Origin of the sequence: Bradyrhizobium lablabi (assembly GCF_018131005.1) — a bacterium.
GTDB classification, from domain to species: domain Bacteria; phylum Pseudomonadota; class Alphaproteobacteria; order Rhizobiales; family Xanthobacteraceae; genus Bradyrhizobium; species Bradyrhizobium lablabi_D.
Genome location: NZ_JAFCJK010000010.1, coordinates 199,158 through 211,422 on the forward strand (window position 1 = coordinate 199,158; position 12,265 = coordinate 211,422).

Annotated in this window: 12 protein-coding genes; 9 read left to right on the top strand and 3 right to left on the bottom strand. The window is 60.2% G+C overall.

Annotation, left to right across the window (positions count from 1 at the left end; translation table 11 throughout):
• Positions 1-56 precede the first annotated feature (56 nt).
• Together JQ553_RS27425 and JQ553_RS27430 are read right to left on the bottom strand one after the other, a co-directional pair.
• Positions 57-1,169, bottom strand: coding sequence for an amidohydrolase family protein (locus tag JQ553_RS27425; protein ID WP_212503161.1), 1,113 nt, complete (start codon positions 1,167-1,169; stop codon positions 57-59).
• Between the two features lie 16 nt (positions 1,170-1,185).
• Positions 1,186-2,250, bottom strand: coding sequence for an amidohydrolase family protein (locus JQ553_RS27430; protein ID WP_212503162.1), 1,065 nt, complete (start codon positions 2,248-2,250; stop codon positions 1,186-1,188).
• 206 nt (positions 2,251-2,456) lie between these two features.
• Here JQ553_RS27430 and JQ553_RS27435 point away from each other — a divergent pair, with 206 nt between their 5' ends.
• On the top strand, positions 2,457-2,789 hold the full coding sequence (locus JQ553_RS27435; RefSeq protein WP_212503163.1) for an HNH endonuclease: 333 nt from the start codon (positions 2,457-2,459) through the stop codon (positions 2,787-2,789).
• A gap of 223 nt (positions 2,790-3,012) precedes the next feature.
• Positions 3,013-3,948: a ketopantoate reductase family protein gene (locus JQ553_RS27440; RefSeq protein ID WP_212503164.1), complete on the top strand. Its 936-nt coding sequence runs from the start codon at positions 3,013-3,015 to the stop codon at positions 3,946-3,948.
• Between the two features lie 55 nt (positions 3,949-4,003).
• Here the strand turns inward: JQ553_RS27440 and JQ553_RS27445 are convergent, their stop codons facing one another.
• Positions 4,004-4,759, bottom strand: a complete 756-nt coding sequence (locus JQ553_RS27445) for a ThuA domain-containing protein (RefSeq protein WP_212503165.1) — start codon at positions 4,757-4,759, stop codon at positions 4,004-4,006.
• A 189-nt stretch (positions 4,760-4,948) separates the two neighbouring features.
• On the opposite strand from JQ553_RS27445, the gene JQ553_RS27450 reads away from it, so the two are divergent.
• From JQ553_RS27450 to JQ553_RS27480, 7 genes are all read left to right on the top strand, one after another.
• Entirely contained in the window at positions 4,949-5,866 is a 918-nt protein-coding gene (locus tag JQ553_RS27450; RefSeq protein WP_212503227.1) for a LysR family transcriptional regulator, read from the top strand.
• Between the two features lie 192 nt (positions 5,867-6,058).
• Positions 6,059-7,450, top strand: a complete 1,392-nt coding sequence (locus JQ553_RS27455; protein WP_212503166.1) for an MFS transporter — start codon at positions 6,059-6,061, stop codon at positions 7,448-7,450.
• An 85-nt stretch (positions 7,451-7,535) separates the two neighbouring features.
• A complete protein-coding gene (pcaH, locus tag JQ553_RS27460; protein WP_212503167.1) occupies positions 7,536-8,261 on the top strand; it encodes a protocatechuate 3,4-dioxygenase subunit beta in 726 nt (241 codons plus the stop codon).
• A gap of 2 nt (positions 8,262-8,263) precedes the next feature.
• Positions 8,264-8,890 (top strand): protocatechuate 3,4-dioxygenase subunit alpha, encoded by a 627-nt coding sequence (gene pcaG / locus JQ553_RS27465; RefSeq protein WP_212503168.1) that lies wholly within the window; start codon positions 8,264-8,266, stop codon positions 8,888-8,890.
• Positions 8,883-9,422 (top strand): lipocalin-like domain-containing protein, encoded by a 540-nt coding sequence (locus JQ553_RS27470; protein WP_212503169.1) that lies wholly within the window; start codon positions 8,883-8,885, stop codon positions 9,420-9,422. Before pcaG ends, JQ553_RS27470 begins: the two co-directional genes overlap by 8 nt.
• Positions 9,423-9,479: 57 nt before the next feature.
• A complete protein-coding gene (locus JQ553_RS27475; protein ID WP_212503170.1) occupies positions 9,480-10,313 on the top strand; it encodes a shikimate dehydrogenase in 834 nt (277 codons plus the stop codon).
• A gap of 43 nt (positions 10,314-10,356) precedes the next feature.
• Positions 10,357-12,219, top strand: a complete 1,863-nt coding sequence (locus JQ553_RS27480) for a bifunctional sugar phosphate isomerase/epimerase/4-hydroxyphenylpyruvate dioxygenase family protein (RefSeq protein ID WP_212503228.1) — start codon at positions 10,357-10,359, stop codon at positions 12,217-12,219.
• The last annotated feature ends 46 nt before the right edge of the window (positions 12,220-12,265 follow it).

Genomic DNA, 12,265 nt, shown 5'->3' on the forward strand with positions numbered 1-12,265 from the left:
CGTCTGCAAGCGAAGTGGACTCCGGTTCGCGTAAAGAAACCGCGTCAAAACAAGAATCAGAACCTGTACACCGCGCGGGCGTTGCTGTTGAAGATCTTGCGCCGTTCGGCCTCGGTCAGCGGCGTCTTGAACGCGTAACGTGCGTCGTCATAATCCCAGTGCGGATAATCCGACGAGAACAACAGCCGTTCGATGCCGACCCATTCGATCAGCGAGCGCAGATGCCTCGCCTCATCCGGCTCGTCGATCGGCTGCGTCGTGAACCAGAAATGCTCCTTCACATATTCGGACGGCTTGCGCTTCAAATGCGGCACCTCGCTGCGGAAGTGCTCGAAATGCTGATCCATCCGCCACATCGCCGAAGGGATCCAGCCGAAGCCGCCCTCGATGAACACGATCTTCAGCTGCGGAAAGCGCTCGGGGATGCCTTCGAGCACCAGGCTCGCAAGCTGCGAGGCCACCGTGTGCGCGTTCGACTGATGTTCCTCGCAATAATAGGACGGCCAACCGCCGCCGGTCGGCGCGTGCCCGCCATAGCCGCCGACATGGAGGCCGAGCGGCAACCCAAGCTCCTGGGCGCGCGCGTAGATCGGCCAGTAGCGGCGGCGCCCGAGCGGCTCGTTGGCGCGCGGCGAGACGTTGATCTGGATGTATTCGCCGATCTTGGCGCAGCGATCGATTTCGGCGATGCCAAGCTGCGTATCATCCTGCCCGACCAGGATCGAGGCCTTCAGCCGCGGATCGCGGTGCGACCAGAAGGCGAGCTGCCAGTCGTTGATGGCGCGCTGGATCGCGGCGCCGAACTCGAGATTCTGCTGCGAGAAGATGAAGAGGTCGAGCACCTGCAGGATTCCGAACTCGACGTCGAAGGGATCGAGATGCTGCTTGCGCATGAAATCGAGGTCGGAGCCCGGCGGCCCACCGGTCGGCGGCCAGGCGTCGCGCCGCGCGATCAAGGGCGAGGAACGCGGATAGGGCGTGGTGCCGATGTAAGGCGTGCGCAGGTGGCTGCCATATTCCTTCAAATGCTGCTGCCAGCGCTTCGGCAGGAATTCGTTGAGGTCGCTGAGCGCGTGGATGCTCGGATGGACGTCGCAATCGATGATCTTGAGCCGCGTCGCGGCGGTGTTCTCCTGCTCGAGGATGGGGCGGTCGATGACCTCACTCATGCGATCCTCCGTTGACTCACGAATCAAGTTTCAGACGCGGAAACGTCTCCAGCGGGTTGTCTTCGCACATCCGCGCAACGATGCTCTCGGGCAGATGCGGCGGGATCGGGTCGTCGCCGTCGAACTGCCAGTGCGGATAATCGGACGCAAACAGGAACATCCTGTCCGAGCCGATCTGGTCGATCACGTCCGCAACATCGGTTGCGTCGGGCGGACCGTCAAACGGCTGCATGGTGACGCGAAAGTGGTCGCGGATGATCGCGGCCGGCTCGCGCTCGACCCAGGGCACCTCGACGCGCACGCCGCGCCAGGTCTTGTTGGCGCGCCACATGAAGGCGGGCAGCCAGCTCACGCCCGATTCCATCAGCACGATCTTCAGATCGGGGAATTTGCCGAACACGCCCTCATAGATCAGGCTCAGCGTCTGCGCCTGGAACGCCTGCGCCTCGGCAAGATAATATTCGTAGCGGTAGGACGGCCAGCCGATCGAACTCGGCGCGGTCCGGTAAGCGCTGCCGGCATGAATCGCAATCGGCAGCTTGTACTTCTCCGCGACCTGGTAGATCGGCCAGTGGTGCCGCCGTCCCAGCAGCGTCTCGCCTTGCGCCAGCACCAGCACCGAGACGAAGCGGTGGTCGCTCGCCCTGCGCTCGATCTCCTCGACCGCGAGATCCGGCGCCTGGATCGGCACCACGATGGACGCGCGCAGCCGCTTGTCCTTTGACAGCCATTCGGCAGCGATCCAGTCGTTGATCGCCTTGCAGAAGCCCGCCGCCATATAGGGATCGAACACCGCCTGCGCGCCGTAGACCACGTTGCAGATCGCGTGGCTGGCGCCGAGCTGATCGAATGCGCCGCGCTGCACCATGGCAAGATCGCTGCCCGGCTTGCGGCCATCGGCCGGCCGCCAGTCGGCGCGGCCGCAGAACTGCATCGACGGCGGATAGGAATTGAGATCGAGTCCATCGATCGCGCGACTCACGACCTGCTCCTTCCAGTGGTCGTCGAGATAGGGCAGCAACGTGGTGCGCGTTCCTCCAACCGCCGGATGGATGTCGCAGTCGATGCGCTTGGCCGCCATGGCGTTCCTCGGGTCTTGGTCTTGGTCGTTGGCGGCATCGCGGCCGCAAGCGCGACTGTGACGCCGATGGCCCGATCCCGCAAGCCAATAGGCGCAGGGCCGGTCTGCTTTGCCGGCGTACCGACCGCGCCGGGTATCGTCTTCAAGACGACTCGGGTATCAATCGCCGGCAGGTTGGAAGAAGCACGGGGAAATAGCCAGGGCCGATGGCTGACGTGATCTACAAGCGCTGCTACTTCGATTGGGGCGGACGGTGCGCCTATTGCGGCTTCATATTGCAGCGACAGAAGACGCTGGGAAAGACCAAGGGCAGCATCGACCATTTCATCCCTCTGTCAAAGGGCGGCCGGAACGCGAGATGCAACCGCGTGCTGGCCTGCTATCCGTGCAATCTCGCCAAGAACGACACCGATCCGCGCGAGACCAATCAATGGCCGCACGTTGAACAGCGGCTTGCCGAGATTGCCGCGTCGCCGATCATCAGTCATCGGCAGCTCAAGCGGCTTCTTCCCGAATTGACCAGGCAGCTCGGCGGCTAGCGCACGATTCTGCTCGAATCAGAACCGAGGCTCTGGATTCCAGTTTTTCTTGGCGCGAAGCGGCGTCCACTGCGCTCGAAGACGCTATGAGGCGCGGCCGGACCCGAGCCGATAGCCCCTACCCCTTTTGCGCCAAAACCATCGCGGTCACGTCCTTCATTCCATGATATGGTTCCTTCGGCCTCATGATGCAATCGGCCACGCGCTTTGCCGAGAGGGAGAGATGCGAATCGCGATCTTCGGGACGGGAGGTGCTGGCGGGTATTTTGGCGCGCAACTTGCGCTCGCCGGCGAGCAGGTTGTCTTCATTGCGAGGGGCGATCATCTTCGCGCGCTGAAGGCGACCGGTCTGCGTCTCGAGACGCCGGCGGGCGAAACTATCGTACGAGCAGTCGCAACCGACAATCCCGCGGAGATAGGCCATGTCGACGCGATTCTTGTCGGCGTGAAGGCCTGGCAGGTGACCGACGCCGCCAACGCGATGCGTCCCCTGGTCGGGCCCGATACCGTTATCGTACCCTTGCAGAACGGTGTCGAGGCCGCGACCGAACTTGCCGCCGTATTCGGCTCCAACACGCTGGGCGGTCTGTGCGGAACCTTGAGCCTTATTGCAGGGCCCGGCCATATCCGGAATGTCGGGGGACAGAATTTCATCAAGTTCGGCGAGCTCGACAACAAGTCGTCCGATCGCGTTGAACGCCTGCGGCAATGCCTCGTCGGTGCAAAGGTGCCCGTGGAGGTGCCCGCCGATATCGTCAAGGCGTTGTGGAACAAGTTCTTGATGGTGACGTCATTTGGCGGGGTCGGCGCGATCACGAGAGCTCCGATTGGCGTGACACGCGCCATTCCCGAGACCCGAAGGCTGCTGGAGCAATGCTTGCAGGAGACCCTGGCCGTGGCGAAGGCGCGCAACGTGCCGATGGCGGATAGTGCGGTAACCGACACGATGAAGTTCTACGACACCGTGCCTGCGAACGGCACGACGTCGCTGCAGCGCGACATCGCGGACGGGAAAATGACCGAACTGGAGTACTGGAATGGCGCAGTTGTGCGTCTCGGCCGCGAAGTCGACGTGCCGACGCCGACGCATCGATTCATCTACGACTGCTTGCTACCTCTGGAATTGCGCGCACGTGGGAAGATCGACTTTCCGGGTTGATTGGTCGTGGTGAACGAACGGGATGGCGGGGCCACTGCTTTTCTCCGAACATGCTTCAGCGCGGCCTTCGCATGGACCAGAGCATCGCGTTACCGAGCAGTTGCTGGTAGCGGGCGTCGTGCCAGACCGACGCATCGTGGCCAAGCGCGACATAGAATACACGCCCCTGGCCGTAAGACCGCGTCCAGGCGAGAGGCCAGCCATAGAACCTTCGATGCACACCGTTCTTGCCAAGGTCCACCGAGCTTTGGTCGAGGCGTAGCAGCACGTTCGATCCACCAAGGTCGAAGTCGCTGATCTGGTAGATCTCGTCCTCGAACTGCAGCGCACTGCCGAGAAACGCCACCAATGGATCACCGGGATCAACCACTTCGATCGTTACCGCCTGATGCCACGGATGGCCATTGAAATAGCCGCCGATCAGGTCGAGATAATCCGGCCATCCATAGAATGTGTCCGTGGCCGAATGAATACCGATGAACCCGCCGCCCGAACGCACAAAATCGAGAAGCGCGGTCTTTTCGCTGGCACTCATCGGAAGTTCTCCGCTCGTGTAGAACATCACCGCAGCGTAGCGCTCGAGTCTCTCGGCTGAAAACTCGGACGGGTCTTCCGTGACAGAGACTTCAAAGCGACCGGAACTCTTCCCGAGCTGGGTGAGGATTGTCTGAGACAGCGGTATGACTTCATGCCGGTAGCCGGCCGAGCACGTGAAATAGAGGATCTGCTCAGGCGCACGCTCCGCACGCGCGGCGAGCGGACGCATTGCCGCCGCGCCGCCGAGGAGTGCGATGAACTCGCGGCGCCTCACCCTTCTCTCCTGATGCGCTGATCCACTATGCGTCGAATGAGCCTACCACATTTCGACCGGCGTTGATGCCCAGCTAACTCCGCAAAACGACCCAATGCGCGATCCGGCTGGATGGACATGCTCAACCAACTCGGCGATGATTGCATTCGCCAGTGAGTTGGTCGATCAGCGATGGGCTATCCTGCGGCGATGATGACGCTGAGGCAGATAGAAGTCATTCGGGCCGTGATGATCTCGGGAACGATCACCGGCGCGGCAAAACTTCTCAATGTCTCTGCGCCAGGAATCAGCCGCCTCGTCAAATATACCGAGCGTTCGCTTGGCGTCCGCTTCTTCATGCGGCAGAACGGCCGTTACTTTCCTACTCAGGACGCCCAGCTCATCTTCGAGCAAATCAACGCGATCTACAAGAAGGTCGATGACCTTGCCGACGTCATCGGCAAAATCGGTCGGGGCCAATTATCCGAACTCAGAATCGGATCGGTTCCGAGCATCGCCCAGGTCATGGTGCCGCGCGCAGTGGAGAAGATCCGCAAGCGCTACCCCGACCTGAAAATGGACATCAACATCCTCAAGATCGAAGAGGTCATCGACTATCTCCTGCTCGGCAAGGGTGACTGCGCCGCCATCAGCTATCGTCTGGATCATCCCGCGCTGGATTTTCTGCCGCTCGCTTCCGGCCGCTTGTACTGTATCGTGCCGGAAGGCCATGCGCTTGCGGAGCGCAAGAAGATATCGGCCGCCGAAATGACGCGGTTTCCCCTGATCGGCATCGATCCGACCGATCCCTATGGCCGCATCATGTCGGAGCTCTTTGCGCGAAACAAATTGCCCTATGAGATTACGATCCGAGCCCGTTTCGGCAACACCGTTTGCGCGCTCGTCCAGGCTCGCCTCGGGATTGCCGTGATCGACCAGTTCTCGGTGGCGCACGGCAGCATTCCCGGCGTGCGACTTCTGGAAATTCAGGAACCGACGCGGTTCGAAACCTTCATTGCAATCAAGCGCGGCGCAGCGCTGTCGCCTTATGCAACGCATTTCATAGAAACTCTGCGCGCCGAGATGGGAGCCGATGGCAAGTCACGACCGGTGCGCCCGCGAAAATAACATGACGTTAAGTTTCACGCATAAATGAGTAATTGTGTTATCCAGGCTCGTGGATATGTTTTCGCTCCATTCGGAGCAGAAGCGGCCATGGCCCCCGAAGGGACACACGCTGACCGTCTCTTTGAGAGGCTCCGCAACAAAAGAGTTCGCCGGCAAACGGCTTTCCATCAATAACAGCGGAGGAAAATCAACATGACGTCAGCCAACGGCCCCAGGACCCAGCGCCAATCGAAGATCGCGGCGGCAAGCGGTTGGATCGGATCGGCCCTGGAGTACTACGATTTCTTCATCTACGCGACCGCTGCCTCGCTGGTCTTTCCGCAGATTTTCTTTCCTTCGCAGAACCCAACGACCGCGATCGTCGCCTCGCTCGCGACCTACGGCGTCGGCTACGTCGCGCGACCGATCGGAGCCTTTGTCCTCGGCCATTGGGGTGACACGCACGGGCGAAAGAACGTCCTTGTGCTCTGCATGTTCCTGATGGGCTTCTCGACCATGCTGGTCGGGGTGCTCCCGACCTATGAGCAGGTCGGAATCTGGGCGCCGATCCTTCTTGTCGCGCTGCGGCTGGTCCAGGGTTTTGCGGTCGCCGGAGAGATTTCGGGAGCAAGCTCGATGGTGCTCGAACATGCGCCGTTCGGCAGGCGCGGCTTCTTTGCGAGTTTTACGCTGCAAGGAGTTCAGGCAGGACAGATTCTTGCAGCCGCTCTGTTCCTTCCGATCGCCGCCTACATGCCGAAGGAAGATTTCAACAGCTGGGGTTGGCGCATTCCGTTTCTGCTGAGCTTCTTTGTCATCGTAGTCGGCTATCTCATCAGGCGGGAAGTCGATGAGACGCCGGCCTTCGCCAAGGAGAGCGAGGAAGGCAAGGTATCGAAGGCACCCATCATCCAGGCCTTCAAGACCAGCTGGGCTGACATGCTCCGGGTCGTTTGCATGGCGCTCATGAACGTGATTCCCGTCGTCGCGACCATCTTCGGGGCAGCCTATGCCGTGCAACCCGCCTACGGAATTGGCTTCAAGCCCGACGTCTATCTCTGGATTCCGGTGCTCGGCAACATTGCAGCCGTGGTGATTATCCCGCTGGTTGGCAATCTCTCGGACAAAATCGGAAGGAGACCGCCGATTATCGTCGGCGCATTGTGTTCCGGCTTGCTGGCCTTTGCGTATCTCTATGCCATCAGCATCGCGAATGTCCCGATGGCGATCGTCGTTTCCATCCTGATGTGGGGCATTGTCTATCAGGGCTACAACGCGGTCTTCCCGAGCTTCTATCCGGAGCTCTTCCAGACCAGATACCGTGTGTCCGCAATGGCCATCTCGCAGAACATTGGCACGACGATCACAGCCTTGCTCCCCGCACTGTTTGCGACCGCTGCTCCTCCGGGATCAGCCAACGTCCCGCTCACCGTAGGCCTGATCACCTTCGCCATCACGGCCGTCGCGGCGATCGCCGCCTACTCAGCGCGGGAAACCTACCGGCTTCCGGTGAGCGACCTTGGCAACCCGGGTGCCGCACCGATGGCAAAGTCGGACTACGATCGACTGAGAGCAGCCTCGTTCGGTGGTGTCGCGCCGGCATAGCCGCTTTGGCGATCAAGCCGGGGCACGGAGTTGTCCGTTGACTGTCCGCGCCCCGCGACGCCCATGCAACACGTGTGAGGATTTCATGACGCCCGAATACGAGTTTCATCAGCGCGATCGGGATATCCATCCCCCCGCCTTCACTCCCGTCTACAAGACGAGCGCGCTGCGATCGCCGCGAATTCCGCTCTGGTCGCTGCAGAATTCGCTATCGGAAGTCACGGGTCCGACATTTCACCGCGATGAATTGGGCCCGCTCGATAACGACCTGATCCTGAACTATGCAAAGAACGGCAAGCCGATCGGCGAGCAGACCATCGTTCATGGCCACGTTCTCGATGGCAACGGACGTCCGGTCCGCGACACCCTTGTCGAGGTCTGGCAGGCCAATGCAGGTGGTCGCTATCGCCATCGCAACGACACCTACATCGCGCCGATCGATCCCAATTTCGGCGGCTGCGGAAGGATGCTGACGGACGAGAGCGGCTACTATTTCTTCCGCACCGTCAAGCCGGGCGCTTATCCGTTTCGCAACCGCGTGAACAGCTGGCGGCCGGCCCACATCCACTTCTCGGTATTCGGCTCAGGATTTGCGCAGAGGCTCATCACCCAAATGTACTTCGAAGGCGACCCATTGATCCCCCACGACTCGATCATTGCGACCATTCCCGACAGGTCGGCAGCAGACAGGCTGACCGCCAAACTCGATCTCAATGCCTCCCTGCCGCTGGAATGTCTTGCCTATCGCTTTGACATTGTATTGCGCGGCAGCCGCCAGACCTTGTTCGAGAACAAACTCCAGGGATCCTGATGATGTCGACCCAACTCTATCTTCCGGAGACGCCATCGCAAACAGCAGGCCCCTACGTGCACATCGGATTGATTCCGAACCAGGCCGGCTTCGACATCTTCAAGAACAATTTTGGCGGCGACATTGCCGGGCCGCACGTGGCCGGTGAGCGCATCGTCGTCGAGGGAAGGATCTACGACGCCTCCGGGCAGCCCGCCAAAGACGTCCTGGTTGAAACCTGGCAAGCAAACGCAGCGGGGCGCTACAACCATCCGGCAGATCGACAGGACAAATCGCTTGATCCGGACTTTCGCGGCTGGGCGCGAGCCGGAACCGACTTCGAGACGGGCCTCTACCGCATTCTGACCATCAAGCCGGGTCCGGTCGTCGGGCGGCGGGGTCGAAAGACCATGGCGCCTCACATCAACTTCTGGATCGCCGCGCGTGGAATCAACATCGGTCTCGCGACGCGGATGTACTTTCCCGACGAAACGGCCGCCAACGCCGAAGACCCGGTGCTCAACATCATCGAGCAGCCGGAGCGCCGCCGGACGCTGATCGCATGGCGGTCCGAGCGCGCTGGACAAGCCGTGTACACTTTCGACATTTTTCTTCAGGGCGACCGAGAGACCGTTTTCTTCGATGTCTGAGCCCTTTGAACCGATGAGGCGCACCGTGACCGCGAGCGAGGAAGTTCTGAAATCGGTCAGGCATGGAAAGCCGCCGGCCGACTGTCCTGTACTTGGAACCTGGACACTGCAATCCTACGTGCGCGAACGCCTATCGGATGGACATCGACATAATCAGTTCGGCGACTCCCCTGCCGGCTACATCGGCTACAGTCCTGACGGCAGGATGTACGCGATCTTCACGCGAAACGATCGAATTATGCCACGCGATGTCGTCCCCACGGATGAAGAGGGCGTTGAACTGATCGGAAGCATGGTCGCCTACGCCGGAACCTTCTCGCTTGGTGACGACGTGGTGGTGCATCACATCGACACGTCCTGGAACCAGGCTTGGACCGGAACGGACCAAATCAGGCACTTCGTGCTGGAAGGCGACACCCTGACTATCACCACGGCTCCCTACAGGAGCTACCTCGATGGGACCTTGGGTCGCTCGATCCTGGTTTGGACCAGAGTGGTTGACCACCAACACGACGACGGCAAGGACAATTGACGGGTTTCGAAACGTGCGACCGCAAGAGCGTCGCTCTGCGCCAGAGGGCTCGAAAAGATGATTGACGGAAGGACAAGGCTCATCGCCCACATCGGCTATCCGACGGAGTCGTTCAAGGCACCGATGATCTACAATCCGTTCTTCGCGAAGCGAAAGATCAACGCGGTTGTTGTACCGATGGGCTGCAAGAGCGAGGACTTCAAGGCCTTCCTGAAGCTTGTCTTCAAGCTTACCAACATGCACGGCGCGCTCATCACCATGCCTCACAAGATCACAACTCTTGAGCTCGTCGATGACGCTTCCGTTTCTGCCAGGATCGCGGGGGCCTGCAATGCCGTGCGGATCGATCAACATGGCGCAATGATCGGCGATTTGTTCGATGGCGAGGGCTTTGTTCGCGGCGTATTGAGGAAGGGGCGCCGGTTGGCCGGGGCGAAGGTCTTGGTCGCCGGCTGCGGCGGGGTTGGCTCTGCCATCGCTGCATCCATGGCAAAGGCCGGGGTATCGAGACTCGGACTGCATGACGCGTCCCTACAGGCGGCGAACGGGCTGTCGGAGCGTCTCAAATCCTATTATCCGGCTCTGGAGGTGATCACCGGTTCTGCGGACCCCGCCGGATACGATGTCGTCATCAATGCCACTCCGCTCGGCATGAAAAAGGATGATCCGCTTCCGATCAAAGTGGATCGTATTTCACCATCGACGTTCGTTGGTGAGGTCGTCATGAAAGAGGAGATCACACCATTTCTGGCCGCGGCGCGTGCGAGAGGTTGCGACTATCAAGTGGGCACGGATATGCTGTTCGAGCAGATTCCCGCCTATCTTGAATTCTTCGGCTTCGGCTCGGCGACGTCGGATGAACTGCGCGAAGTCGCGCAGATTCATTACTGATCGCGGGCAGCGTTGGCCTATCGAAGCAAGCCGGAGTAGAGAAATGAAACGTTCGATCGCAACGGTCTCGATTGGCGGCGCTCTCGACGACAAGCTCAAGACGATAGCGGCGGCAGGCTTCGACGCCGTGGAAATCTTTGAGAGCGATTTTACCTGCTTTGACGGCTCCGCGCGCGACGTCGCGCGGATGTGCAGCGATCTCGGCCTTGGCATCTGCGCTCTGCAACCATTCCGCGATTTCGAGGGCATGCCCGAACAGCAGCGCAAGCACGCCTTCAGGAGAGCCGAACGAAAGTTCGATCTCATGCAGGAGCTCGGCACCGATCTGCTCCTCGTTTGCAGCAACGTCTCGCCCATATCGCTTGGCGGTATCGACCGGGCGGCCGATGACCTTCGCGAATTGGGCGAGCGAGCGAGCGCGAGGGGATTGCGTGTCGGATTCGAGGCGTTGGCCTGGGGACGTCATGTCAACGATTACAGAGACGCCTGGGAAATCGTCCGGCGAGCCGATCACCACGCGATCGGGATCATACTGGACAGCTTCCATACCCTGGCCCCCGGCTTTCCCGTCGCTCCAATCAGAACGATACCTGCGGACCGGATATTTCTGGTTCAACTCGCGGATGCTCCGCAACTCGACCTGGATGTGCTGTCGTGGAGCAGGCATTTCCGCTGTTTTCCGGGGCAGGGAAACCTCCCTATCGGGGATTTCATGCGGGCACTGGATGCGACCCGCTACGATGGACCCCTCTCGCTCGAAATCTTCAACGACCAGTTTCGTGCGCAATCGACCAAGGATGTCGCGATCGACGGCATGCGCTCGCTGTTGCTGACCGGCCACGAACAGGCGAAGGAGAGCGGCGCCCCGACTCTGGACGCCCGATCCAAAGTCTCGAACGTCACCTTTGTCGAGTTTGCCGTCGATCCAACGCATGCGTCCGGGTTGGCCAAGCTGCTAAGCGATCTCGGCTTCAGGTTAACTGGACGTCACCGGTCAAAAGCCGTGGAGCGCTGGTCCCAGGGCATCATCAACCTGCTTATCAATAGTTCCGAGGACAGCTTTGCCAGATCACACTACGTCACACATGGTTCTGGAGTGTGCGCAATCGCGCTCGAGGTCGACAATGTGGCGGCCTTGATGAAGCGTGCCGACGCCCTTCAAGCGACTACCTTTCGACAACCGGTTGGCCCCAGCGAAATGACCATCCCCGCGATTCGCGGCGTCGGAGGAAGTCTGCTGTATTTTATCGAGCCGGACTCTCCCAAGTGGGATGTCGATTTCGTGGCTGTCGAAAGCGAATGCGATTCGGGTTTTCTGGAACGGATAGACCACATATCGCAATCGATGCGATTTGAGGAAATGCTCTCGTGGGAGCAGTTCTACACCGCGCTCTTTGACGTTCAGAGATCACCACAACTCGAGATCGCCGATCCGCTCGGGCTTGTGAAGAGCCAGGTCCTGCAGAACCAGAACGGGTCGCTTCGGCTCATCCTCAATGCGTCAACGGCGACACAGACGATGTCGTCCCGGTTCCTCACGGAGTTCTTTGGGGCTGGAGTTCAGCATATTGCGTTCGCCTGCGATGACATCTTCAAGGCCGCATCCGCCATGCGCGCGGCAGGTGCAACGTTTCTGAACATTTCAGACAACTATTATGACGACATCGATAGCCGATACGAGCTGAATCCCGATCTGCTCGACTCGATGAAGAAAAACGGAATTCTGTACGATCGCGACGAGGAAGGAGAGTTCTTCCAGATCTATACGCACGCATTTGACGAGCGATTCTTCTTCGAGATCGTGCAGCGGCGTGAATACAAGGGATTCGGCGCGCCAAACGCCGGCATACGTCTGGCGGCACAGGCGCGCGAGGCGCGTCCCCGCACGATGCCCCGCATTGGATGAACGGAAGATTTGGTCCGCAAACTGTCGCGCCGTTTCGGGCCCGGGT